This is a genomic window from Prauserella aidingensis, from assembly GCF_024171865.1.
GTDB classification, from domain to species: Bacteria; Actinomycetota; Actinomycetes; order Mycobacteriales; family Pseudonocardiaceae; genus Prauserella; species Prauserella aidingensis.
On sequence record NZ_JAMTCN010000005.1, the window covers coordinates 77,799 to 102,664 of the forward strand.

Below are 24,866 nucleotides of genomic sequence, written 5' to 3' on the forward strand. Positions count from 1 at the left end.
CATGCTGCCAGGTAATGTTGTGTTGCTGGCGGGGGTGCTGGCGAGGGCCAGGGAGGTAGGCACACGTGAGGTTCGGACAAAACGGGGGACACGAACACACCGTCGGACGGCGGGGAGTGCTGAAGGCGGCCGCGATCGCGGCGCCTGCGGGCGTGCTCGTCGCGTGTACGGGCGACGACGCCAGCGGGGCGGGCACCGGCGGTGGCGGCAACGGCACGGCCCCGGCCGAGCCGCAGGCCACGATCACCGCGCAGCCGAAGGCCGACGCCACCGACGTCGAGGTCACCGCTCCGGTCAAGCTCAGCGTCACCGACGGCACCTTCACCGAGGTCCGGCTCACCAACGAGGACGGCAAGGCCGTCGACGGCAGTCTCAACGACGACAAGACCGAGTGGACGGTCGGCGAACCCCTCGGCTACGGCCGCACCTACACCTACGCCGCCGAGGCGTCCGGCAGCGACGGCCGCACCGCGAAGCTCGACGGCTCGTTCAGCACGGTCCAGCCGTCGTCGGTCGTGCGCGCCACCCTGTACCCGGGTGACGACGCCGTCGTAGGGGTCGGTCAACCCATCACCGTCAAGTTCGACGCCCCGGTCAGCGACCGTGCCGCCGCGCAACGGGCACTGTCGGTGAAGACCGAGCCGCAGGTCGAAGGCGCGTGGGCGTGGCTGAACGACCAGCAGGTCGACTGGCGGCCCCGCGAGTACTGGCCCGCGAACACGAAGGTCGAGGTCGCCGCGAACCTCTACGGCGTGAGCTACGGCGGCGGCGCCTACGGCAAGGCGGACGTCACCACGAAGTTCTCCATCGGGCGCAACCAGGTCGTCAAGGTGCACACCCCCGAGCACCGTATGCGCGTGTACCGCGACGGCGCCGAGGTCGCCAACTACCCGTGCAGCAACGGCAAGGACGACAACCTCGACCTCAACACGCCCAACGGCACGGTCATCGTCATGACCAAGGAGCCGACGTCGATCTTCGACAACGAGGAGTACGGCTACACCGACCTGAAGAAGACCTGGTGTTGCCGCATCTCCAACCACGGCGAGTACATCCACGAGAACCAGGAGAACGCCGCCAACATCGGCAAGAAGAACACCTCGCACGGGTGCGTCAACCTGCTCGCCGACGACGCCAAGGCCTACTTCGACTCGGCCATGCTCGGCGACCCCGTCGAGGTCACCGGTTCGAAGGCCGACTTCCCGACGACGTCGGACGTCATGGACTGGCTGCTCGACTGGGAGACGTGGAAGTCCAGGTCGGCCCTGTGACGACGACGCCGTGACGACGACCCTGTGACGTCGGCGCTGTGACGTCGGTGCTTGTGACCACGGGCCGACGGCCGCCGGCCCGTGGTGGCGCTGAGGACCGGCCAACACCGTGACTTCGGGCCGACGCCGGCGATCCGCGTCGGCACCGTGGCCCACGCCGGCGCTGCGGCCCACGCCGGCGATCCGGCGTCGGCACTGTGGCCCACGCCGGCACCGTGGCGAGCGTGGGCGCCCGTCGTCCCGGCGGCCTGCCGGGTGCGCTCGTCATTCCTTGTGGACCTCGATGAGCGACCCGGCGGTGATGATGGCCGCCAGGACGACGATCGCGATGATCAGAATCTCGAGAACCATGGTCGACTCCTCGTCGTCGAGGCGCCGGTGAAGGCCTGACCTGCCCAGTCTACGCCTTCGCGTCGGCTGCTTCCCGGTTCTCGTTGCGCTTGGAGACCCGCAGGCTGAGCACGGTCACGACGGCCAGGATGCCGACGATCGCCAGCAACGAGATCGGCGTCGGGACGGTCGGCACGCCGGGCCACACGGTGTGCGCCCAGTGCAGGACCAGTTTCACGCCGATGAACGCCAGGATCAGCGCGAGGCCGTGGTTGAGGTAGATCAGCTTGGCGAGCACCGCCTGCAGCACGAAGTACAGGGCACGCAGGCCGAGCAGGGCGAACGCGTTGGTGGCGAACACGAGGTACGGATCCTCGGTGATGCCGTACACCGCGGGCACCGAGTCGACGGCGAACACGATGTCGGTGGCGAACACGGCGACCACGACGATCGCCAGCGGCGTCAGCGCACGTTTGCCCGCCTCGCGCACGACCATCTTCGTGCCGCGGTAGTCGTCGGTGACGTGCGTGATCCGCCGCATCAGCTTCACCGAGCGCATCTCGGACGGGTCCTTCTCGTCCTGGTGGCCCTTGAGCGCCTCGACGAGGATCTTCACCGCGGAGACGAACAGGATGAGGCCGAACACCAGGAACGCCCACGTGCCCGCCTGCAGCATGGCCGCGCCGAGGGCGATGAAGATGCCGCGCAGCACGAGCGCGCCGACGATGCCGTACAGCAGCACACGCTGCTGCACCGCCGCCGGGACGGCGAACCCGGTGAGGATCAGCATGAACACGAAGAGGTTGTCGACCGACAGCGACTTCTCGACCACGAAGCCCGTCACGAACTCGGTCGCCTGGCCGCCGCTGTAGGCCAGCCACACGAACAGCGCGAACACGAACGGCAGGGCCAGGTAGAACACCGACCAGCCGACGGCCTCCTTCATGGAGACCTCGTGCGGCTTGCGTGTGATGAGGAAGTCGGCGACGAGCAGGGCGAGCAGGGCGACGATGCTGACCGCCCACAGCATGGGCGAACCCATGGTCTCGGCGGCCCCGGACGAGCCGGAACCGGCGGCTTGGACGAGCACACGGACCTCCGCGAACGTTGAATCGTTCGAGGTCTCCTTCACCCGCGGGTCGCGGGCGACCTGCCGAGAACACAATCCGTGCGTTCGTATTGACCGGCGAGGCCCAAGGCGGAAGTACTCCCCTCTGCACCCAAGTGTCCGGTACGGGGATCTCGTTGCCAACCCGGGGTGGCTATGACCGGGTGTGATGTCGGACGTGCGGCCGAACCGGACGTGGTGGTCGCCGACCTCGAGACGTCCGGTCTCACCGGGCGCCGACGCGTTCGGCGACGCCGTGGTGGTGGCCGCCTCCGGCGGGGAACGCTCGACCGGGTGAGAGACTGCCCGGGTGCGAACCGAGGTCACAGGTGCAGACGGGGTCCGGATCGGCGCGATCGTCGAGGACGCGACGGGCGCGGCAGGTGCCGACGGCGGGGGAGCCGGCACGCCGCCCGTGATCGTCTTCGTGCACGGCTGGGCCCAGTCGTCCGACGCGTGGCGGTTGCAGCTGTCCGACCCGCGGCTGGCGGACGAGTTCCGCATGGTCGCGATGGATCTGCGCGGCCACGGCCGTTCCGATGTCCCCGACGACGGCTACGACGATCCGCACGTGTGGGCCGACGACCTGGCCGCGGTGCTGGACCTGGCGGGCAGGCCCGCGGTGGTCGTCGGCTGGTCGTACGGCGGCCTCGTCGTCACCGACTACCTGCGTGTCCACGGCACGGCCGGGCTGGCGGGCGTCGTCTACGCGGGAGCGATCACCGAGCTGGGCCGTGACCACCCGGGTGGAGCGGTCGGCCCGGCGATGCGCCACGCCCTGCCCGACGCGCTGTCCGCCGACGACGAGGTCGCCCGGCCCGCGATCCGCAGGCTGTGCGGCGGCATGACGGCCGGGACCGGAGGTGAGGAGTTCGTCGACGGCATCCTCGCCGTGCCCGCGCACGTGCGCGCGGGCCTGTTCCGCAGGGACATCGGCTCGGCCGAGGTGCTCGAAGCGCTCGACGTGCCCGCGCTGGTGCTGCACGGCGAGCGCGACGCCGTTGTCGACATCACCGCGGCCGAATACACGGCCGGGAAGATTCCGGGGGCCCGCCGACGTTGGGTGCCTGGGGTGGGCCATCTTCCGTTCGCGGAGGACGCGCGGACGTTCGGCGAGGAGTTGGCGGCCTTCGCCCGTGACGCGTACAGAAAGGTGAACCGGTGACGATCTCCTGGTACCGGCAGGCCGCAACGCAGCAGCCGCGCCGGGTGGCGGTGCTGACCGTGCACACCTCCCCGCTGGAGCAGCCGGGCACCGGCGACGCGGGTGGAATGAACGTCTACATCGCCCAGACGGCCCAGGAGATGGCCAGACGCGGTGTGCAGGTCGAGGTGTTCACGCGCGCCACGTCGTCGGACCAGCCGCCCGTCGCAGAACTCGCCCCCGGCGTACTCGTCCGGCACATTCCCGCGGGGCCGTTCGAACCACTGTCCCGCGGCGAGCTGCCCGCGCAGCTGTGTGCCTTCACCAACGGCGTGCTGCGCACCGAGGCGTTCCACGAGCCGGGTTACTACGACCTCATCCATTCGCACTACTGGTTGTCCGGCCAGGTCGGCTGGCTCGCGCGAGACCGCTGGGGCGTGCCGTTGGTCCACACCGCCCACACGCTCGCGAAGGTGAAGAACGCCGCACTGGCCGAGGGCGACTCGCCGGAACCGAGAACCCGCGTGATCGGCGAACAGCAGGTCGTCGACGAGGCGGACCAGCTGATCGTCAACACCGGCGTCGAGGCCGAGCAGCTCGTCGACCTCTACGGCGCCGACCCGCGCGCGGTCCGGACCGTCTCACCGGGTGTCGACCTCGAGCGGTTCCGGCCGGGATCGCAGGCGCGCGCACGACAGGTCCTCGGGTTGCGTGACGACGCGGTGGTGTTGGCGTTCGCGGGCCGGATCCAGCCGTTGAAGGCGCCGGACGTGCTGCTGCGGGCCGCGGCGGAACTGGTCGAGCGTCGACCCGAGCTGCGCGAGCGGCTCGTGGTGCTGATCGCGGGCGGGCCGTCGGGCACCGGTCTGGAACAGCCGGAGTCACTGAAGGCGCTGGCCGCCGACCTGGGCATCGCCGATCTGACGCGGTTCCTGCCGCCGCAGGCTGGCGACGGGCTCGTCGACGTGTACCGGGCGGCGGACGTCGTGGCGGTGCCCAGTCACAACGAGTCGTTCGGCCTGGTGGCGCTCGAGGCGCAGGCCTGCGGAACGCCGGTGGTCGCCGCGTCGGTGGGCGGACTGCCCGTGGCGGTCGACCACGGCACGTCGGGCCTGCTCGTCGATTCGCACCGCGCGCCGGAGTGGGCCGACGCGCTGGCCGATGCGGCGTTGCGCAGGCACAGCACCCTCGCCGCGGGCGCGGTGCGGCACGCGCAGCGGTTCTCGTGGCAGCGGACGACGGACGCGCTGCTGGGCAGCTACGCCGACGCGCGGGGAGCGTTCCGCCGGGCGGCACTGGAGGTGGCGGTGTGAGCGACCGCGACGTGAGCGACGTCGACGCGATCGTGCGGTCGGCGCTCGATGCCTCCGAGGTGCCGTACGACCGGCGCGGCGAAGGCGTCTACTTCGTGACGCTGCCCGGAGTGAAGAAGCTGCAGACCAATGCCTGGCTGGTCGTGCGGGAGCACTCGTTGGCTGTGGAGGCGTTCGTGTGCCGGCGTCCGGACGAGGCGCACGAGGACGTCTACCGGTTCCTGTTGAGGCGGAACGCGAAGCTGTACGGCGTGGCCTACACGCTGGACTCGGCGGGCGACATCTACCTGGTCGGCAGGCTGGGGCTCGACGCCGTGTCGGCCGACGAGGTCGACACCGTGCTGGGCCAGGTGCTGGAAACGGCGGACGGCGACTTCAACAGCCTGTTGGAGCTGGGGTTCGCGAGTTCGATCCGCAGGGAGTGGGACTGGCGCGTCAGCCGCGGCGAGTCGTTGGCCAACCTGCAGGCGTTCAAGCACCTCGTCGAACCGAGCACCGAGCATCGTCCGGGCACGCTGACCGACGACTGACGCCGGTGGCCGGGCCGGGACGCAGAACACGCGGGCGTAGGCGCAGAACGCGCGGAACCGAGCGCAGGACTCGCGCATGAGCGCAGTCGCGCGGCGTCGAGGGACGGTGGTCGGGTGACGGGTGGGCGCAGAACACGCGCCCCTGGAAACGCAACACGGTCCCCCTGAAACGCAACACGGCCTCCGGGGGAGACCCCTGGGCGGCGAGCGCGTCCCGCGAGCGCACTGCTCCCAAGTGGTCGACGGGGCGGCTCGAGGGAGGGGGGAGTCGCGAACTCGAGCCGCCCCGTGGACCTTCCCGCCTTTCGGACCCGGTGACGAGGGGGATGCCAACGGGGCCGGCGGGCCGCAGCTCGGCAGGGGGAGACGAGCTGCGATCTGCTCCCGCATTGCTCGACCCGGGGAGTGCGTGGTTCCGGGCCGTGCGGGTTCAAGTGTCAACTTGTCAGACTCGGCACTGTAATCACAAGACTACTCGCTACTCTATTCGAGTGAATTTCACCGACAGGTTGAACACACTGCGGGCTTGTTAACGCTATTGACACGTACGCGGGCGCCCCGATCGAGAGTTCGGACCGAATTTCCCGCGCGTTGACGACACTCTCTGTAGAACTCGTGGTACGGCGGACGAGCGGTCTAACGCAGTGGCCGAGGTCGCGCTACTCGATTCGGCGGAGCATGGCACGCTGAAAACATGGCCGAACTTGGGACTCTCGTGCTGCTGCGCCACGGGCAGAGCACATGGAACGCGGAAAACCTGTTCACCGGCTGGGTCGACGTGCCGCTGTCCGACCAGGGCGAGGACGAGGCGAAGCGCGGCGGGCAGCTGCTCGCCGAGGCCGGCCTGCTGCCGGACGTCGTGCACACGTCGCTGCTGCGCAGGGCGATCTCGACGGCCAACATCGCGCTCGACGCCGCCGACCGGCACTGGATCGACGTCCGCCGGAACTGGCGGCTGAACGAGCGCCACTACGGTGCGTTGCAGGGCAAGAACAAGAAGGAGATCGCCGACGAGTTCGGTGACGAGCAGTTCATGCTGTGGCGCCGCTCCTACGACACGCCGCCGCCCGAGATCGAGCGTGGCAGCGAGTTCAGCCAGGACGCCGATGCGCGCTACCAGGACATCGACGGTGAGCTGCCGCTGACCGAGTGCCTCAAGGACGTCGTGGCGCGGCTGCTGCCGTACTGGGACAGCTCGATCGTGCCCGATCTGCGGGCGGGGAAGAACGTGCTGGTCGCGGCGCACGGCAACTCGCTGCGCGCACTGGTCAAGCACCTCGACGGCATCTCCGAGGACGACATCGCCGGGCTGAACATCCCGACCGGCATCCCGCTGCGCTACGACCTCGACGCCGACCTGAGGCCCACCAACCCGGGCGGCACGTACCTCGACCCGGAGACGGCCGAGAAGGCCGCCGCCGCGGTCGCCAACCAGGGCCGCTGAGGCCGCACCGCCGCACGACGTCGTAGGGGCCGCCTTCCCTGTCCGGGACGGCGGCCCCTCCGTGTGTCCACGGCAGCGTGTGCCCACGGCAGCCGAGAGGTCGTCAGGCCGTTCGTTGAAACACCTCGCGTTCGAGGCGAGACAGGCGTTCCATGACGGTGCGGCCGGTGCCCTCCTGTTCGGCTTGCAGGCGATCGAGTGCCCAGATGCGAATGAGGGTCGATACCGGAAGTTTCGCGTCGTCGGCGGCCTGCTGGAGCCGGTTGTGTTCCTCCGTGGAGAAACGCACCGAGACGACTGCCGGACGGCCGAGGTTGGGGCGGCTCACGTCGACGTGGGCGGGCGGGTCGCCGGAGGTGTCGTACCGCTCTGCTGCCGCGCCCTCGTCGGCCAGTAGTTCGTCGATCTCACTCATCGTCGACCTCCGCGTATGTCCGCCGATCGCTCTGATTGGAAAGCCATGCGTTGGCGCCCCACCATTCACCGTTCGGGTGTTCGTCGTCGACGTACTCCGTCCTCTTGCTCCAGTCGACCCCGTTGTCCACACCTGCATTGTAGTCGGTTGTATGACATACGCCGAGTAGTCAGGCGTGGTGGCTCCCGCAGATCGACGGCAGTCCTGGGAGTCACCGTCGCGAGCCTGCGGACGTGGCCGTACGTCAGCGTCGTTGATGGGTGGCGGACGGGTCCGGGACGGCGGCCCCTCCGTGTGTCCACGGCAGCGTGTGCCCCACGGCAGCCGAGAGGTCGTCAGGCCGTTCGTTGAAACACCCCCGAATCCGCAACACGGCCTCGCGAATCCGCAACACGGGCCCCGGGATCCGCAACACGGGCTCGCGAACCCGCAACACGGGCCCCGGAATCCGCAACACGGCGGGGGTTCGGCGTACGGCAGGTGAACTGGATCTTGCCTGGTGGCGAACGCATGGCCCGCAAGTGTCAGGCCGGTCACCGCTCGGCCTCCGGGACTAGGACAACGACCCGGTCGAGTGCTTACGATGCGAAGCGTGACGGCGTCCGGATCGGTCCTGCTGGCCACTGCCGCTCTGGTGGCCGGCATCGCTGTCGGTTTCTTCTTCTTCCGCACTCGTGGCCGGGACGTTCCCGAGCCGGCAGGTCCCACGGCAGCCGAGTTGCTGCTGCGTTCGGTGCGGTCGTCGGAGACCGGCGTCGTGATGCTCAATCGCTTCGGCGACCTGGTGCTGTACAACGCGCGCGCCGAGGACCTCGGCCTGCTGCGCGGCAACCAGGTGGACGGCCGGGTGCGGGACGCGGCGCAGCGCGTGGTCGACACCGACACGTCGTCCGAGGTCGACATCTCGCCCGAGGAGGTCCGCGGCAGGCAGCCGGAGGCGGTCGTGGCGAACCTGCGGCCGCTGGGCGACGGCTTCACGATCGTGGAGGCCGTCGACCACACGGACGCGGCCAGGCTGGAGGCGACGCGGCGTGACTTCGTGGCCAACGTCAGCCACGAGCTGAAGACCCCGGTCGGCGCGATCGCACTGCTGGCGGAGGCCGTGCTGGACGCCGACAGTGCCGAGGAGGCGCGCCGGTTCAGCGAGAAGATCCTCCGCGAGTCGAACCGGCTCGGGAAACTCGTCACGGAGCTGATCGCGCTGTCGCGGCTGCAGGGGGCGGAGAAGCTGCCGGAGATGACGGTCGTCGACGTCGACGGGGTCGTCGCCGAGACGCTCTCGCGCACCAAGCTCGCCGCCGAGACCTCCGACATCACGGTCACTACCGACGGCCCGAGCGGCCTCGAGGTCGAGGGGGACCGGACGCTGCTCGTCACGGCGCTGTCGAACCTGCTGGACAACGCGATCGCCTACTCGCAGGAGTCGAGCCCGGTGTCGATCAGCCGCAGGCTCACCGACGGCCACGTCGAACTGGCCGTCACCGACCGCGGCCTCGGCATCGCCCTCGACGAGCAGCAGCGGGTGTTCGAACGGTTCTACCGCGCGGACAAGGCCCGTTCCCGTGCCACCGGCGGCACCGGCCTCGGCCTGGCGATCGTCAAGCACGTGGCCGCCAACCACGGCGGCGAGGTGCGGCTGTGGAGCAGGCCGGGCGTCGGATCGACCTTCACGCTGCGGATCCCCGCGCGAACCCGGCCTGCCGGCACCGACGGTGCCGACACGACCGCCACGGCCGGTTCCGACGCCGGCGACGGCGCCACCGCGACGACGGCCCCCGCATCCGAGACACCCGACCAGCGCAGCGACGACCCGACAGGGCAGCAGCTGGTCACCAGCGTGCGGCAACGCACCGAACCGGGAGGAACAACGCAGTGACCAGGGTTCTGATCGTCGAGGACGAGGAGTCGTTCGCCGACCCGATGGCCTTCATGCTCCGCAAGGAGGGCTTCACCGCCGCCCTCGCGACGACGGGCCAGCAGGCGCTCGAGGAGTTCGACCGCAACGGTGCCGACCTCGTGCTGCTCGACCTCATGCTCCCCGGCATGAGCGGCACCGACGTCTGCAAGCAGTTGCGGGCGCGGTCGTCGGTCCCGGTGATCATGGTGACCGCGCGGGACAGCGAGATCGACAAGGTCGTGGGCCTCGAACTCGGGGCGGACGACTACATCACCAAGCCGTACGCGGCGCGTGAGCTGATCGCGCGGATCCGCGCCGTGCTGCGGCGGGGCGGCGACACGGCGGCGGCCGAGCCGGAGGCGGCGCCGCTCGTGCTGTCGGCCGGCCCGGTGCGGATGGACGTCGAACGGCACGTCGTGACGGTCGGCACCGAGGAGATCTCGCTGCCGCTGAAGGAGTTCGACCTGCTGGAGTACCTGCTCCGCAACGTCGGCCGGGTGCTCACGCGCAGCCAGCTCATCGACCGCGTGTGGGGCGCCGACTACGTCGGGGACACGAAGACCCTGGACGTCCACGTCAAGCGCCTCCGGTCGAAGCTCGAACCGGACCCCGGTCAGCCGCAGTACCTGGTTACCGTGCGTGGTCTCGGTTACAAGTTCGAGGCGTGAACCGCGGGCCCGGTACCGTGGATACTCGTGCGCCTAGGGGTTCTTGACGTCGGTTCCAACACCGTCCATCTGCTCGTCGTCGACGCGCACCGTGGTGGGCACCCCACACCGATGCATTCGGAGAAGACGGTGCTGCGGCTGGCCGAGCAGCTGAACACCCGCGGTGAGCTCACGAAGCGCGGTGTCGCCGGCCTGGTCGACGCGGTCGAGCAGGCGAAGCTCTCCGCCGAGCGGTGGGGGTGCGAGGACGTCATGGCGTTCGCGACCTCCGCGGTGCGCGAGGCGGGCAACACCGACGACGTCCTGGCGACCGTGGCCGACTCGACGGGTGTCGACCTGCGTGTGCTCACGGGCGAGGACGAGGCGAAGCTGACGTTCCTGGCCGCACGCCGGTGGTTCGGCTGGTCGGCGGGACAGCTGCTGGTGCTCGACATCGGCGGCGGTTCGCTCGAGGTCGCGATGGGCATCGACGAGCGCCCCGAACTCGCCGAGTCGCTGCCGTTCGGTGCGGGCAGGATCACCCGGACGCGGTTCTCGAACGACCCTCCGAATCGCTCCGAGGTCGTCGCGACGACGGCGTGGCTCGACGACGCACTGTCCGGCCTGGCCGAGCGCATCCGCGGCGTGGGGGAACCGGATCGGGTGGTTGCGACGTCGAAGACGTTCCGTTCGCTGGCCCGGCTCACCGGTGCGGCACCGTCGTCGGCGGGGCCGCGGGTGACCCGCGCGCTGACCGACACGGGACTCCGGCAGCTGCTGTCGTTCATCACCCGCATGTCGTCCGACGACCTGGCGGAACTGGAGGGAGTGAGCGGCAGCAGGGCACATCAGCTGGTCGGCGGCGCACTCGTGGCGGAGGCCACGATGCGGGCGCTGTCGCTCGAGCGGTTGGAGATCTGCCCGTGGGCACTACGCGAAGGAGTGATCCTGCGCAGGCTGGACCTTTCCAACGGCGAGGACCAGACTGCGCTTGTGACCGGCCGGGGACGGGAATGAGGAGCGTTCGGGCCACACTGGACGTACACGACTGGCGACGGGCACGGTGGAAGGGATGACTCGAGACAGCGACGGCGATCGGCAGCAGAAGACGGTTGCCGAACTGCTCGCCCAACACGGCGGACAAGCCGGCAGCGCACCGCGCCGTCGGCGGCGTCGTGCTGCGGACGAAACGGGGGAGCAGCCGAGCATCACCGACACGGCCCCGCAGGCGATCATCGAGCGTGTGCGTTCGGAGGGCGAGTCGGCCGAGTCGTCCACACCACCGAACGCGGCGCCCCAGAACACCGCGGCGCCCAACAACGGTGCACCTCCGAACGGTGCACCTCCGAACGGTGCCGCGCCGTCGGGTGCCCCGCCGAACGGCACCCCCGTGAACGGCCCTGCTCCGAATGGCGCGGCTCCGAACGGTGCACCGTCGGGCGGTGCTCCCGGCGGTGCGAACCCGAACGCCGCACCGCCCGCCGCGGGGATGCCGCCCGCGAACGGTGCTCCGGCGGCGGGACGGCCGCCGCAGCCGGGTGCGCGCGGGCCGCAGCAGTCGTCCGGTGGGTTCGAGACGCCGCAGCCCGGTGCCGGTCAGGCGCCGCCGCCCGCTCAGCAGGGCAGGCCGCCGCAGGCGCCGACGTCGTCGCAGGTGCCGCCCGAGGCGCCGACGCGGGCCGGCGTGACTCCCGTCCAGCCGGGCGGTGACGCCCCCGCGCCGCAGCAGTCGTCGGGTGGATTCTTCTTCTCGCCGCAGAACGAGCCGCCGGATCCCGCGCCGCAGGGCGGCCGCCCGCCCGAGGGCGGTGCCGACGCCGAGGCCGCGCAGGCCGCTCCGCCTCCGGCTCCTGCGCCGCCGCCGTTGCGGCGGCGCAGGCCGTGGCGCGGTGGCGGCAGGGCGGCCGAACCCGAGTCGAACACCGAACAGTTCCCCGCCGTGGGCGGCGGAGGCGGTGCGCAGCGGGCCACGCCGGGTCCCGTCCGGGGCGACGAACCGCCTGCCGGACTGGCGAACTGGCGTCGTAAGCGCCGGCAGGCGCAGGACCAGCAGCGCGCCGAGCAGGACACCGAGGTCGGCGTCACGCCGGTCGTGCCTCCGGAGTCTGCGGGGGCGCCGGACTCCCCGCAGAGCGGTGCCGAGACGACGACCGCCGCCCCGGTGGGCGACGACGACCCGGAAGAGGGTCCCTCGACGGGGTATTTCGTCCCCGACTTCGACGACGATGACGACGACGCGCAGCCGGAGGGCCGGGCCGCCTCGGCGGTGGGCGTCGCGCCGGGCGGTGCGGCACGGGCCGACACGGACTACGACGACGGCTACGACCACGGGTACGCGGGCGAGTACGGCGGCTATCCCGGTTACGACGACGAGTACGCCGGTTACGACGAGCAGGCCTACGACGACCGCGCCTACGAGGGCTACGCCTACGACGACGCGGGGTACGGCGATCAGGCCTACGATGACTCGGCATACGGCGACCCGGCATACGGCGACCCGGCGTATGCCGACGGATACGCCGACGACTACGACGGCCCCTACGCCGACGATCCGCGGGCGGACGAGTACGCCTACGACGATCCGTACGCCTACGACGACGGGTACGGAGACGATGACGACCTCGCGCCTGGCCGTTCCCGCGACGATGCCGACGACGAGCCGGAGTCCGAGGCGTCACCCGCGAAGCAGTGGCTCGCGCTCGGCGGCCAGCTCGCGGGCGGTGTCGCCGGCGGTGCGGCCGTGTGGCTCGGGTTCAACTGGCTGTGGGGCCAGCTGCCGGCCGCCGCGCTGATCGCCGCGCTGGTCGTCACGGTCGGCCTGGTACTGATCGTGCGCAAGGTCCGCCGCGCCGACGACCTGCAGACCACGGTGCTGGCCGTGCTCGTGGGGCTCGTCGTGACGGTGTCGCCCGCCGCGTTGTTGCTGGTGACGAAGTAGCGCGTGATCCCGGTCGGACTTTCCACGGCGTCGGTGTGGCCGCTCCGTGCGCGCTCCGGGTTCGAACTGGCCGCCGCGCTGGGTTTCGACGGCGTCGAGGTGATGGTCTGGGCCGATCCGGAGAGCCAGGACGTGGCCGCACTGCGACGTCACAGCGCCTCGACGGGGATGCCCGTGCTGGCGGTGCATTCGCCGTGCCTGCTGATCACCCAGCGGGTGTGGTCGCCGGACCCGGTGGTGCGGCTGCGGCGGTCCGTCGAGGCGGCCGTCGAGCTGGAGGCGCCGACCGTGGTGGTGCACCCGCCGTTCCGGTGGCAGCGCCGGTACGGCGAGGCGTTCGCCGGTCTGGTCGCGGAGCTCGAAGCCTCCAGCGGGGTGCGGATCGCCGTGGAGAACATGTTCCCGGTGCGGACGCCGCGCGGCAGGGAGGTGTCGGCGTTCCGGCCGTCCGTCGACCCGACCGACGTCGGGCACGCCCACTACACCCTGGACCTCTCCCACACGGCGACCGCGGGCATGGACGCGCTGGCGCTGGCGAAGCGGATGGGGGAGCGGCTCACCCACGTCCACATGGGAGACGGCACCGGGGTGGCGAAGGACGAACACCTGCTGCCGGGTCGTGGCACGCAGCCGTGCGCGGAGTTGCTCGAAGGCCTCGGCGAGCACGGCTTCGGCGACCGCGGTGGCCAGGTCGTCCTCGAGGTGAACACGCGCAGCGCCCGGACCGAGGAGCAGCGCGCGAAGATGCTCAGTGAGGCGCTGTTGTTCACGCGCCTGCACCTGGGGTGACGATCCGGACTCGTTTCAAGATCAACTTTTGACCGGGTGGTGGTGCCCGCGCGCCGTGGTCATCCGTATCGTTTTCCGTGTGATGCTGCGTGCACGTGGTGTGAACACATTGCTCGAATCGGGTGCCCGCAACGCAATCGGTGGGCACCACCGCCGGACTCTGCCTATCCTGCGCGGACACGGCGGCCGGTACGGCCGTACCACGCAGGTCTCGGCCGCCTGTTGCCGCACGCCGACCCGGCGAGCGCCGGAGGGGGAAGGGGAGAAGGTGCGCGTCGACATGCGATCCGCGCAGGTCCGGACCGGTCTCTGGACGTCAGGTGGCAGGGCGACCGGCGCCCCGGGAGCCGACGATGCGACCGCCGGTGGCGGGGTCTCCCGTGAGGTGGTGTCCGGTGTCGGAGCGTTCGGTGACGTGGTGGTGTCCGGCGTCGCGTCCGCGGCCGGCCGCCGGTGAGTACGCCCGAGACGGCCGCGGAGTTCGGTGCGGCGTGCGAGCCGCGTTCCCTCGGCGACGGCACGTTCACGGCCGATCTGCGGCAGGAGTGGTCCATCGGCACGCACCCGCACGGCGGGTTCCTCATCGCGCTTCTCGCGAAGGCGGCACTCGCAGCGGTGCGCGAAACCGGCGATCCGGCCATCGACCCCCTGGTCGTCAGCGCGGAGTTCCTGCGCCCGCCCGCGATCGGGCCCGTGCTGCTGCGCACCGACGTCCGCAAGGTCGGCAGGCGAGCCACCGTCGTCGCGGTGACCCTCGAACAACGCGGGCGCAGCTGTGTCGAAGCGCGCGTCACCGCGGGTCGGCTCCCGACGCGCACACCGGACTGGCACGACGCCCCGTCCGCACCGGTCGAACCCCCGGCGGGGTGCGTCACCCTCGACGGCAACGACCCCGAAGGCGTGTTCCACCTCGCGCAGGGCTGCGACGTGCGGATCGATCCGACCACGGCCGGCTACCTGGCGGGCCGTACCGGCGACCCGCCACGGCTGCGGCTGTGGGTGCGGCCGCGCGGCGGCGTGGCGGACCCGTACTTCACGCTGCTCGCGGGCGACATCAACCCGCCCGTGGTGCTCAACCTCGGGCGGGCCGGCTGGGCACCGACGGCCCAGCTGACGTCGCTGGTCCGCACCCGCCCCGCGCCCGGCTGGCTGCGGGTCCACGTCGAGAGCCGGTCGGTCCACGAAGGCTGGTTCGACTCCGACGCCCTCGTCGTCGACTCGCAGAACCGCATCGTCTGCCAGGCCCGCCAGCTGGCCCTCGCGCCACTCGGCTGAGCCCCCGTTGCGGCCCGGCCGCCAGCCCTCACGGACGTGCCTCGAGCCACTGCGCCCGCCCGTCGCCCGGCCGCCACCCCTCAAGGACGCGCTCCGCGCGGCTGCTTAGGCTCGGGACCATGACTGTTGCCGTGCTGGGCGCCGGGAAGATCGGCGAGGCGTTGTTGTCCGGACTGCTGGACGCCGGGCACGACGCCGGCGACCTGCTGTTCACCGAGCGTCATCCGGAGCGGGCCGCGGAGCTGACCGACCGCTACGGCGTGGCGGGCGTCGAGGTGGCCGACGCGGCCAAACGCGCCGACGTGCTGGTCGTCGCCGTGAAGCCGCAGGACATCGAACCGCTGCTCGACGAGTTGGCCGAGCTGATCGGCCCGCGGTCGCTGGTCGTGTCGATGTGCGCAGGCCTGCCGACGTCGCTGTTCGAACGCAGGCTGCCCGCCGGTACGCCCGTGATCCGCGTCATGCCGAACACGCCGATGCTGGTCGGCGCGGCCATGAGCGCCGTCTCGCCCGGCAAGCACGCCACCGACGAGCAGCTGCAGACGGTCGAGCGGCTGCTGTCGTCGGTCGGCAAGGTCGTCGTGCTGCCCGAGTCGCAGCAGGACGCCGTCACGGCACTGTCCGGCTCCGGGCCCGCCTACTTCTTCTACCTGGTCGAGGCGATGATCGACGCGGGTATCCTGCTCGGCCTGCCGCGCGCCGTGGCGCAGCAGCTGATCGTCCAGGCGGCCGTCGGCGCGGGCAAGATGCTCGACGAGGGTGGCGAGCACCCGGTCATGCTGCGCGAGAACGTCACCTCACCGGGTGGGACGACCATCAATGGCATTCGCGAACTCGAGAAGCACGGAGTGCGCGCAGCCCTGCTCGACGCCATCGAATCGGCCCGTGATCGCTCCGTGGAGTTAGGCAAGGCCCACGAGGAGTAATCCACACACCCGTGCCATCGCCTCGACGGCCGTCGCATCCGCCACACCAGTCCCGCTACCCTCGCATTAGCACGTACGTGTCGAGGCCACACGGAGGGGAAGCCGCGTGGCGTGACACGTGCCCGAAAAGGGACACGGTGAGACCTATGCCGGCGAAAGGTAACGACGACCTGCCAGGACCACGGCAGGTCCAGTTCTTGACGGTCGCGGAGGTGGCGTCGCTGATGCGCGTCTCCAAGATGACCGTCTACCGCTTAGTGCATTCGGGGGAGCTTCCGGCGGTTCGCGTCGGCAAGTCCTTCCGCGTGCCGGAACAGGCTGTCCACGACTATCTGGACAACGCGTACTTCGACGTCGGCTGAGGCCGGAGAGGACCGGCTCGAAATCCCGAGGCAAGCCCCGGGTAACCTGGTAGGCCGTGCGCGTGGTCGCCCCACGCACGAGCCACGTTCCGCGGCGCCCGCCGCGTACGGGACGTGACTCGGCGGGCTGCCGCGACGTCGTCGTGGTGGCCGCATCCGTGAGGCGCCCGCGCATCGTCACGATCTATCGGTTGAAGGAGTTCCTGTGGGCTCGGTCATCAAGAAGCGCCGCAAGCGTATGTCCAAGAAGAAGCACCGCAAGCTTCTGCGCCGCACGCGCGTCCAGCGTCGCAAGCAGGGCAAGTAAGCCCGGGGACTCCGCCCCCGCGCGTCTGCCGGTTCACCCGGACGGACGCGCGGGTCGGCCGGGGGTGCGCCCGACAAGGCACCCCGTGAAACGAATGCGAGCCCGGCCGGTTCGGTCGGGCTCGTAAATTGCCTGTAAGCGGCCTCCGCGGCGGCGCACCCGGCGCGTACGATCAGTGTCGACGCCGGACTCTCGGTGTCAGCGCCAGCCGTACCCAGGGGGTTCGATGCCGCCTATGCCGCCCAGCAACGTCCTCGTGACCGGTGTCGCCGGAGAGCTGGGCAGCAGGCTGCTCGCGCGCCTGGGCAACAATCCGGACCTGAACCGGGTCGTCGGCGTCGACACGTCACCGCCCCGCCCCGAGATCCTCCGCAGGGCCGGTCACGCCGAGTTCGTGCGCGCCGACATCCGCAATCCGCTGATCGCGAAGATCATCTCGTCGGCGAAGATCGACACCGTCGTGCACGCCTCCACGCACGCGCATCCCGCCGGGCCGACCCGGCGCGTGGCGGTGAAAGAGGTCAACGTCATCGGCACGATGCGGCTGCTCGCCGCGTGCCAGAAGTCGCCGCTGGTCCGCAAACTCGTGGTCAAGTCCTCGGCCGCGGTCTACGGCGCAGGCGCCCGCTCGCCCGCGGTGTTCAGCGAGGACACCGAACTCGGGCCCACCTCGCCGTCCGGTTACGCCAAGGACGCCGTCGAGATGGAGGGCTACGTCCGCGGGCTGATGCGCCGCAGGCCGGACATCACCGTGACGATGGGCCGGTTCGCCAACATCGTGGGCCCCGACGTCGACACCGTGCTCACGCGCTACTTCTCGCTGCCCGTCGTGCCGACCGTGCTCGGGTTCGACTCGCGCCTTCAGGTGCTGCACTCGTCGGACGCGCTCGCCGCCCTCGAGATCGCGACGCTCGAGGACCGGCCCGGGGTGTACAACATCGCAGCCGACGGGGTGCTCACGCTGGGCCAGGCCATCCGCCGCGCAGGCAGGATCGAACTGCCGCTGCCGCGCACCGCTCTGCCCTCGGTCGGGAAGGTCCTCCGCAGCGCTCGCATCGTCGACTTCTCCGCCGACCAGGTCAGCCTGCTGAACTTCGGCCGCGTCGTCGACACCACCCGGCTCAAGAACGACTTCGGTTACACGCCCCGCTGGAGCACCCGCGACGCGTTCGACGACTACCTCACCGGACGCGGCGTCCGGCCGGTCGTCGACGGCGAGCGGATCGCGGGCGCTCTCGCAGCGGTGGGCAGGCGGTAGGAGGGAACGGGTATGACGAGCGGGTCGTCGGCACAGGTCATCCGGCTGCACCGGGACGGATCACCCGGTGGCGATTCCGGGCGCGTGGCGGCGGGCGACCCGGACGGCGCCGACCGCGACGCCTCCGTCGTCGAACTCCCCACCCCGGATTCGGCAGCGGACTCCGACGCGACCGGCGGGGACGAGCCGTTGGACCGGCTGTTGACGTTCCTGCGGAACCGGCTCACCGGGGACTACGAGGTCGACGAGTTCGGCTTCGACCCCGCGCTGACCGACACGCTCGTGCTGCCGCCGCTGAAGCTGCTGTACGACAAGTGGTTCCGCGTCGGCGCCGTCGGTGCCGGGAACCTGCCCGCCGACGGCGGTGCGCTGCTGGTCGCCAACCACTCCGGCGTGCTGCCCATCGACTCGATCATGACCGCGCTGGCCGTCCACGAGCAGCATCCGCAGCGGCGTCACCTGCGCATGCTCGGTGCCGACCTGGTGTTCAAGACGCCGGTGCTGGGCACGCTCGCGCGCAAGTCGGGGCAGACGCTGGCGTGCAACCCCGATGCGGAACGGTTGCTGCGCGCGGGTGAGCTCGTCGGGGTGTGGCCGGAGGGATTCAAGGGGGTCGGCAAACCGTTCTCGGCGCGGTACAAGCTGCAGCGATTCGGACGCGGCGGGTTCGCGTCGGCGGCGATCCGCGCCGGGGTGCCGATCATTCCGGTCGCCGTGGTCGGGGCCGAGGAGATCTATCCGAAGATCGGCGACATCAAGCCCCTCGCCAGGTTGCTCGGACTGCCGTACTTCCCGGTGACGCCGTTCTTCCCGCTGCTCGGGCCGCTCGGGGCGGTGCCGCTGCCGACGAAGTGGACGATCGAGTTCGGCGAGCCGATCCTGACCGACGCCTACGAGCCCGAGGCGGCCGACGACCCGATGCGGGTGTTCAACCTCAACGACCAGGTGCGGGAGGCGATCCAGCAGATGCTCTACCGCCGTCTCGCCCGCCGCCGCAACATCTTCAGCGGCTGACGACTCTCCGTAGCTGTCACGCGGTGTCGTGAGTGCCCTTGGGGGCATCGGCGATGCGAGTCGCGCCGCGGTCGTGGTTACCGAGTGTGATGGGGCGGCGGTCCGGGGTCAGCGGCGACGGTGGGCGACGGCGCCCGCGACGGCACCCGCGACCGCACCTGCACCGAGCACCGACGGGACGCCGATCTTCGCGGCCTTGCGGCCCGTACGGAAGTCGCGGATCTCCCAGCCCCGGGCACGCGCCGTGTCACGCAGTTCGGCGTCCGGGTTGACCGCCACCGCGGTGCCGACCACGGACAGCATCGGCACGTCGTTCTGCGAGTCCGAGTAGGCCGTGCACCGCCGCAGGTTCAGCCCTTCCCGCGCCGCGAGGGCGCGCACCGCGTGGGCCTTCGCCCTGCCGTGCAGCAGGTCGCCGACCAGCCGTCCCGTGTACACCCCGTCGACGCTCTCGGCGACCGTGCCCAGCGCACCCGTCAGCCCGAGGCGCCGGGCGATGATCGCCGCCAACTCGACCGGCGTCGCCGTCACGAGCCACACGCGCTGGCCCGCGTCCAGGTGCATCTGGGCGAGTGCGCGCGTGCCCGCCCAGATCTTGTCGGCCATGAGCTCGTCGTAGATCTCCTCGCCGACCTCGGTCAGCTGCTCGACCGTGGCCCCGGCGACGAACGAGAGCCCCTGCTCCCGGATGCCGTCGACGTTGCCCTCCTTGCCGCCGACGCGGAACCGCAGCTGCTGCATCGCGAACCCGGCGAGGTCGGAGGCCGTGAAGTATTTCCGCGAGGCCAACCCGCGGGCGAAGTGGAAGATCGAGGCGCCGACCATCATGGTGTTGTCGACGTCGAAGAAGGCGGCGGCGGTCAGGTCCGGCGGCGCGGGTGGCGGCGGGGGCGCTTCGTCGAGGTCGGCGGCGCCCGTCGTGTCGAGCCTGCCGGTGATGTCCGACTCGTCCGCGTGTTCGGTGCCGCCGGCCTCCAGCGGTTCGGCGACGGCCGTACCGGTGCTTCCGGGCTGCTGCGCACCATCGGTCTGCGCCGTGCCGGTTCGCCCCGCGTCGTCGGTCTGCGTCGTGTCCGCTTCGGCCCGGGCCGCGTCCGCCTCGGCCTGTGCGGCTTCGGCCTCCATCGCCACGGCAGCGTCCGCCGACGCCTCACCTGCCAGGGCAGCGAGCCGTTCGCGTTCCTGTTTCTTACTGCGGGCCCGCCACAGCGCCACGCACACCGCCTCCACGGTCGAGTTCGGCCTTCACCTGGCTGTGCACTGAAGTAGCCAGGATAACGGTTGGTCGCGTAGTGCTCTTCGGCGCTCACCCCGGGCTACGTGGCTGCTCCGCTCGGTCGTCAGTCGCGCGGCGAGTCCAGGCCGGTGATGCCGGCGAGGATCGTCGACAGGGAGAACTCGCCGGGGTGCCGTGGCCGTTCGTCCGGCAGGCGCGGCCCGGTCGGCGGCTCGGGCACGGCACGCACGACCTGTGCCGGCGGAACTCGCGAGGCCGGGGTCCACGGCGGGGTCGCGCGCACCGGTGTGGCGACGTCCGCGGATTCCCCCGCATGCTCCGGGCCGGACCCGACGAACGTGGCCGCGTCGTCACCGGTGGGGACGTCGCGTGGCTGCCCGTCGTCGGAATCCTGGTCATCGTGCGGAGGTGGGACCGGGGAGGGCTCGTCGGCGGGTCCCGCCTGCGGAGCGGTACGGCAGGTGCCCGTCGTGGGCAACACGCCGAGGTCGTCGGCGCCGCCCGACGTGATCCGCAGGCACGACATGCGCTCGTCGAGGGCCAGGGCGCGCTGCTCGACGCGCGACAGCAGCTCCGTCCCCGCTGCGGCACCCGGGACCGGGGCGATCCGCGCCGCCTCGTCGCCTGCCCACGTGCGGATCCGGTCGAGCTGCTCGCCACCCGACGTCGTGGCGAGCGCCGTCAGCTCCGCGACCGCCGCGCGCGTGTCGTCGGTGAAGTCGGTGAGCCCGGCGTGCAGCGTCGTGCGGTCGAGGGCGCCGTCGTCGGCCAGCGAACGCAACTCGGTGATCCGGTCGGAGGCGTACCCGAGCTGCTGGAACGCGCGCTCCTCGGCGTCGAACGTCATGGCCAGCGAGGCGTCCTCGCGCAGCTGTTTCAGGGCGTAGAGCGACTCGCCGGGCCTGGCGTCGTCGGACGCGCCGAGCGCCACACCCGCCGTGGCGACCAGCGCCGCCGCCCCGGCCGCGACGGCGGGCGTCCGCCGACGACGGGGCCCGGTCCTGTCCCTGCCCGGTCGTGACGCCGGCCGTGGTTTCGACGGCGGACCGACCTTCCGCTCGGTGGCCGGGTTCCCCTCGGTGGCGGGGCTCTGTCCAGTGGCGGCGCTCTGTCCGGTGGTCGGGTTCGCTTCGACGGTGCGCAGCGCGGCGGGGCTCGGCGTGGTGTTCGGCTCGGTATCGGGGGACTGGCGGTCCGGGGATCGGCGCGCCGGGGTCCCGGGAGCCGTGGACTGGCGGTCCAGGGATTGGGGCACCGGGGATCCGGGTGCCGGGAACCGGGGATCCGGGGACTGGGGCGTCGAGGACCGGTGCGTCGAGGACCGGTGCGTCGAGGACCGGTGCGTCGAGGACCGCGGATCCGAGGATTCGGGGTCCGGGGCGAGCACGCGGTCGGTGATGCGTATCCGTGCTGCCGGGGTCAGCGAGCCGTCCCGCTCGTCGCCGGATGCGACTCCGCGATGTTCTCCCGCGCCGTGCTCGTCGACGTCCGGCGCGGCCGTGCCTGCGCCCCGGTTGCCGAGGTCCCGCAGGGCGGCGACGATCGCCAGCTCGTCGGCGAACTCGCCCCTGCGATCGGCCTCGCCCGCCTCGACGGCGCGTGCGAAGCGTTCGTCCGCGTCACGGGAGGTGCGGGATCGCCGCACGTGAAGTGACCGCGGGATTCGTGGAGGCTCCACGGTGGCAACGCCTCCCGGCTCGCCGGCGCGTGGCCGGTCGTGGACGTCTCGATAGGTCTGCGGTGACAACGACGTCGGAGCCGCAGCGGTTACGGGGTGTCCACTCCGTGGGTGGCGCGCGTTACAGCCAGTGGCCGCCGGGGTGGCTTGGCCGGTGCCGGAACGCGAATGCCGGTGGGCGCGGGGCTCAGCGGAGCGTGTCCGGCAGCAGCTTCGCCAGTCTCCGGATCGCACGGTGTTGCAGCGCCTTCACCGCGCCCTCTCCTCGGTCCATGATCCGGGCGGTCTCGGCCACCGAATAGCCCTGGATGAACCGCAGAATCACGCATTCACGTTGGTCGTCGCCGAGGTCGCTGATGCAACGGACGAGTTCGTCGCCAGTGTCGCGGCTGATCACCTGCTGCTCCGGTCCCAGTGACCCCGCGGCACCCGCCACCGCGGCGGTGGGCGTCGTGGGGTCGGCGATCTCGTCGGTGACGACCTCGAGCCGGAACCGGCTCGACTTCACGTGGTCGAGCACCAGATTGCGGGCGATCGTGGTGAACCAGGCGCCGACGTCGCGGCCCTGGTAGCTGATCGACGTGATCCGCCGCAGGGCGCGCAGGAACGTCTCGCTCGTGACGTCCTCGGCGAGGTGGCGGTCCCCCACTCGGAGGAGGACGTAGCGGTACACGCCGTCGACGTAGCGGTCGTAGAGCCGTCCGAACGCCGCGCGGTCGCCTCCCTGTGCGGCGTGCACGAGATCCCAGCCCTCGGCCGTCGGATCGGGTGCGGCCGGCGCGGGATCGGGTACGGCGTACAGCGGGGCGCGTGCTGGACCAGCAGCAACAGCGATTGGCAGGCTCATCGTGTTGCACCTCCTCCGGGGCCGTTCCCGGACATTCGCGTGATCGGAGTGATCACCGCCACTACGTCGTCACGGGAGCATACGCGTAGCTACCGCCTAGTAGGTAGTGGTGTCCTCGTTGCAATCGGGAGACGCTGCCGTCCGGTCGCTATGACGCCCGAGCTTCGCGGGCACACTGGGCGGGGGATGAGGAGGTCCGTGGATGGCAGCGAACACGGAGGCAGCGAGGCCGGGATCGCCGGGTGAGAACGTCGCCGATCTCGTCACGGCCGCGGCACGGAGGAGGCCGCTGGCCGAAGGGATCGTCGACACCGCCTCGGGGGTCACGCTGACGTGGATCGACGTCGACAACGCGGCGACGGCGTTCGCCCGCCGAATCCGCGACGCCGGCGTGCGGCCCGGCGACCGTGTCGCGCTGCGGCTGCCGACCTGCGCACAACTCGTTATCGGTCTGTTCGCCGTGTTCCGGTCCGGTGCGATCGCCGTTCCGCTCTCGCCCACCGCCCCGGACGCCGAGGTCTGCGACCTCATCACCGATTGCGGCGCCCGCCTGCTCGTGGCCCACGACGACCTCGGTGACGTTCCCGCTCTCGTCCCGTCCCTCGACCACCCGGGCATGCCGTCGGATCATGCGTCGCAGGTCGACGGCTCCGCGGACGGCAGTTCCCAGGAACACGTGTCCTCGGACGTCGGATCGGGGGATGGCGGCTCCGGGGATGTCGGGTCCGGGGACTGGGTGTCCGAGGACGGCGTGTCCGGGGACGTCGGATCTGGGGACTGGGTGTCCGAGGATGACGGGTCTCGGGACGGCGGGTCCGCGGACGGCACGTCCCCGGATGACAGCCCGCCGCGTGACTCACCGGATGACGGTTCCCCGGTCGACGAGGTGGGGACGGGCGGCGAGGACATCGCCGCGATCTTCTACACCTCGGGCACGAGCGGTCCCGCACGTGGCGTGATGCTGTCGCACCGGGCGCTGCTGGCGAACGTGCGCCAGTTCGCGGGCGTCATGCCCGCAGGCGAGCACCCCGCTCGCACGCTGCTCGCCGTTCCGCTGCACCACATCTACGGCCTCGGTCCCGGGCTGCTCCTGCCCACCGCGACCGCCGCCACCATCGTGCTCGCGCAGCGGTTCGACGCCCGCGACACACTGCACGCCTGCCGCACCCACGCGATCACCACGGTCGTCGGCGTGCCCGCGATGTACACCGACCTCGCGGCCAGGTCCGCCGAGGAACTCGCCGACGCGCTGGCCACCGTCGCGATCTTCATGTCCGGTGCCGCGCCGCTGCACCCGCGCGTGCTGAACGCCATCACCGACGCCACCGGGCAGGCCGTCTACGAGGGATACGGCCTGACGGAAGCGGCACCGGTCGTGACGTCCACGCTCGTCACGGGCCAGGCGAAGGCCGGTTCCGTCGGCAGGGCACTGCCGGGTGTCGAGCTGCGCCTCGTCGACAGCGACGGCTCCCCGGCACACGCACCGCTCGATCCCGCCGACCCCGACGACGCGTTCGGCGACGACATCGGCCTCACCGGGCTCGTCTCGATCCGCGGTGCCAACCTGTTCAGCGGCTACTGGCCCGACGGCGCCCACGGCCCCGACGCCGACGGCTGGTACCGCACCGGCGACGTCGGCTACCTCGACACCGACGGCGACCTGCACCTTGTCGACCGCGCCAACGACCTGATCATCGTCAACGGGTTCAACGTCTACCCGCGTGAGGTCGAGGACGCGATTCTGACGCTGCCGGGGGTCGCCGAGGTCGCGGTCGTCGGGGTGCTCGACGACCGCACCGGCGAATCGGTGCGTGCCGTCGTGCGGCCCGAGTCCGGTGCACAGCTGTCGGAGCAGCAGGTCATCGACGTCTGCGAAGCCAGGTTGGCCCGTTACAAGGTGCCGTCGACCGTGGAGTTCGCCGACGAGCTGCCGCACACCGCCGTCGGCAAACTGCGCAGGGTGCAGCTCCGCACGTAACCGCGCACCCTGCACCCGCGACGCCGTGTTGCAGATTCCGGAGGCCGTGTTGCGGCTTGCGGAGCCCGTGTTGCGGTTCCAGGGCGCCGTGTTGCAGACCCAGGGCCCGTGTTGCAGGTTTCGGGGCCGCTCACACCCGCCCGTCCCCGCCACACCGG

Annotated in this window: 25 protein-coding genes; 19 read left to right on the forward strand and 6 right to left on the reverse strand. The window is 71.1% G+C overall.

Going from position 1 to position 24,866, the window contains the following annotated elements; all coding sequences use genetic code 11:
• Nucleotides 1-65 precede the first annotated feature (65 nt).
• Nucleotides 66-1,271: a L,D-transpeptidase gene (locus tag LY13_RS08010; protein ID WP_253827670.1), complete on the forward strand. Its 1,206-nt coding sequence runs from the start codon at nt 66-68 to the stop codon at nt 1,269-1,271.
• A gap of 81 nt (nt 1,272-1,352) precedes the next feature.
• Entirely contained in the window at nt 1,353-1,661 is a 309-nt protein-coding gene (locus tag LY13_RS08015) for a hypothetical protein (protein ID WP_253827671.1), read from the forward strand.
• A 10-nt stretch (nt 1,662-1,671) separates the two neighbouring features.
• On the opposite strand, the gene LY13_RS08020 is transcribed toward LY13_RS08015, so the two are convergent.
• Nucleotides 1,672-2,643 (reverse strand): TerC/Alx family metal homeostasis membrane protein, encoded by a 972-nt coding sequence (locus tag LY13_RS08020; RefSeq protein WP_253827863.1) that lies wholly within the window; start codon nt 2,641-2,643, stop codon nt 1,672-1,674.
• 376 nt (nt 2,644-3,019) lie between these two features.
• Between LY13_RS08020 and LY13_RS08025 the strand changes: the two genes are divergently transcribed.
• From LY13_RS08025 to LY13_RS08040, 4 genes are all read left to right on the forward strand, one after another.
• On the forward strand, nt 3,020-3,874 hold the full coding sequence (locus tag LY13_RS08025) for an alpha/beta fold hydrolase (protein ID WP_253827672.1): 855 nt from the start codon (nt 3,020-3,022) through the stop codon (nt 3,872-3,874).
• Entirely contained in the window at nt 3,871-5,166 is a 1,296-nt protein-coding gene (gene mshA / locus LY13_RS08030) for a D-inositol-3-phosphate glycosyltransferase (RefSeq protein ID WP_253827673.1), read from the forward strand. The genes LY13_RS08025 and mshA overlap by 4 nt, the downstream gene beginning before the upstream one ends.
• The gene (locus tag LY13_RS08035) at nt 5,163-5,696 is read left to right on the forward strand and encodes a type III secretion system chaperone family protein (RefSeq protein WP_253827674.1); all 534 of its coding nucleotides are present in this window, start codon (nt 5,163-5,165) and stop codon (nt 5,694-5,696) included. The genes mshA and LY13_RS08035 overlap by 4 nt, the downstream gene beginning before the upstream one ends.
• 694 nt (nt 5,697-6,390) lie before the next feature.
• The gene (locus LY13_RS08040) at nt 6,391-7,140 is read left to right on the forward strand and encodes a phosphoglyceromutase (RefSeq protein ID WP_253827675.1); all 750 of its coding nucleotides are present in this window, start codon (nt 6,391-6,393) and stop codon (nt 7,138-7,140) included.
• Nucleotides 7,141-7,243: 103 nt separating this feature from the next.
• Here the strand turns inward: LY13_RS08040 and LY13_RS08045 are convergent, their stop codons facing one another.
• Complete coding sequence (locus LY13_RS08045) at nt 7,244-7,555, reverse strand: plasmid mobilization protein (protein WP_253827676.1); 312 nt, start codon at nt 7,553-7,555, stop codon at nt 7,244-7,246.
• A complete protein-coding gene (locus LY13_RS08050) occupies nt 7,548-7,685 on the reverse strand; it encodes a hypothetical protein (protein WP_253827677.1) in 138 nt (45 codons plus the stop codon). Before LY13_RS08050 ends, LY13_RS08045 begins: the two co-directional genes overlap by 8 nt.
• A gap of 462 nt (nt 7,686-8,147) precedes the next feature.
• Here LY13_RS08050 and LY13_RS08055 point away from each other — a divergent pair, with 462 nt between their 5' ends.
• From LY13_RS08055 to LY13_RS08110, 12 genes are all read left to right on the forward strand, one after another.
• Nucleotides 8,148-9,431 carry a sensor histidine kinase gene (locus LY13_RS08055; protein ID WP_253827678.1) on the forward strand — a complete coding sequence of 428 codons (1,284 nt, stop codon included), beginning with the start codon at nt 8,148-8,150 and terminating at the stop codon, nt 9,429-9,431.
• Entirely contained in the window at nt 9,428-10,120 is a 693-nt protein-coding gene (locus LY13_RS08060; protein WP_183646541.1) for a response regulator, read from the forward strand. The genes LY13_RS08055 and LY13_RS08060 overlap by 4 nt, the downstream gene beginning before the upstream one ends.
• A gap of 27 nt (nt 10,121-10,147) precedes the next feature.
• A complete protein-coding gene (locus LY13_RS08065; protein WP_253827679.1) occupies nt 10,148-11,116 on the forward strand; it encodes a Ppx/GppA family phosphatase in 969 nt (322 codons plus the stop codon).
• Between the two features lie 55 nt (nt 11,117-11,171).
• The gene (locus LY13_RS08070) at nt 11,172-13,037 is read left to right on the forward strand and encodes an Rv0497 family membrane protein (RefSeq protein WP_253827680.1); all 1,866 of its coding nucleotides are present in this window, start codon (nt 11,172-11,174) and stop codon (nt 13,035-13,037) included.
• A 3-nt stretch (nt 13,038-13,040) separates the two neighbouring features.
• Nucleotides 13,041-13,826, forward strand: a complete 786-nt coding sequence (locus LY13_RS08075; protein ID WP_253827681.1) for a sugar phosphate isomerase/epimerase family protein — start codon at nt 13,041-13,043, stop codon at nt 13,824-13,826.
• A gap of 280 nt (nt 13,827-14,106) precedes the next feature.
• Complete coding sequence (locus LY13_RS08080; RefSeq protein ID WP_253827682.1) at nt 14,107-14,283, forward strand: hypothetical protein; 177 nt, start codon at nt 14,107-14,109, stop codon at nt 14,281-14,283.
• Nucleotides 14,280-15,101, forward strand: coding sequence for a thioesterase family protein (locus LY13_RS08085; protein ID WP_253827683.1), 822 nt, complete (start codon nt 14,280-14,282; stop codon nt 15,099-15,101). The genes LY13_RS08080 and LY13_RS08085 overlap by 4 nt, the downstream gene beginning before the upstream one ends.
• Nucleotides 15,102-15,220: 119 nt before the next feature.
• Complete coding sequence (gene proC, locus LY13_RS08090; RefSeq protein WP_253827684.1) at nt 15,221-16,027, forward strand: pyrroline-5-carboxylate reductase; 807 nt, start codon at nt 15,221-15,223, stop codon at nt 16,025-16,027.
• A gap of 146 nt (nt 16,028-16,173) precedes the next feature.
• Nucleotides 16,174-16,389: a helix-turn-helix domain-containing protein gene (locus LY13_RS08095; protein ID WP_183646522.1), complete on the forward strand. Its 216-nt coding sequence runs from the start codon at nt 16,174-16,176 to the stop codon at nt 16,387-16,389.
• A gap of 205 nt (nt 16,390-16,594) precedes the next feature.
• The gene (locus LY13_RS08100; protein WP_005453035.1) at nt 16,595-16,696 is read left to right on the forward strand and encodes a 30S ribosomal protein bS22; all 102 of its coding nucleotides are present in this window, start codon (nt 16,595-16,597) and stop codon (nt 16,694-16,696) included.
• 235 nt (nt 16,697-16,931) lie between these two features.
• Nucleotides 16,932-17,954 (forward strand): NAD-dependent epimerase/dehydratase family protein, encoded by a 1,023-nt coding sequence (locus LY13_RS08105; protein ID WP_253827685.1) that lies wholly within the window; start codon nt 16,932-16,934, stop codon nt 17,952-17,954.
• Nucleotides 17,955-17,966: 12 nt separating this feature from the next.
• Nucleotides 17,967-18,968, forward strand: a complete 1,002-nt coding sequence (locus LY13_RS08110; RefSeq protein WP_253827686.1) for a lysophospholipid acyltransferase family protein — start codon at nt 17,967-17,969, stop codon at nt 18,966-18,968.
• 108 nt (nt 18,969-19,076) lie between these two features.
• On the opposite strand, the gene LY13_RS08115 is transcribed toward LY13_RS08110, so the two are convergent.
• The 3 genes from LY13_RS08115 to LY13_RS08125 form a co-directional block, all read right to left on the reverse strand.
• The gene (locus tag LY13_RS08115; protein WP_372493791.1) at nt 19,077-20,183 is read right to left on the reverse strand and encodes an HAD family hydrolase; all 1,107 of its coding nucleotides are present in this window, start codon (nt 20,181-20,183) and stop codon (nt 19,077-19,079) included.
• A 125-nt stretch (nt 20,184-20,308) separates the two neighbouring features.
• Nucleotides 20,309-21,850, reverse strand: coding sequence for a DUF5667 domain-containing protein (locus LY13_RS25615; protein ID WP_308216286.1), 1,542 nt, complete (start codon nt 21,848-21,850; stop codon nt 20,309-20,311).
• A 220-nt stretch (nt 21,851-22,070) separates the two neighbouring features.
• Complete coding sequence (locus LY13_RS08125) at nt 22,071-22,730, reverse strand: sigma-70 family RNA polymerase sigma factor (protein WP_253827688.1); 660 nt, start codon at nt 22,728-22,730, stop codon at nt 22,071-22,073.
• A 202-nt stretch (nt 22,731-22,932) separates the two neighbouring features.
• Between LY13_RS08125 and LY13_RS08130 the strand changes: the two genes are divergently transcribed.
• On the forward strand, nt 22,933-24,708 hold the full coding sequence (locus LY13_RS08130) for an AMP-binding protein (RefSeq protein ID WP_253827689.1): 1,776 nt from the start codon (nt 22,933-22,935) through the stop codon (nt 24,706-24,708).
• The last annotated feature ends 158 nt before the right edge of the window (nt 24,709-24,866 follow it).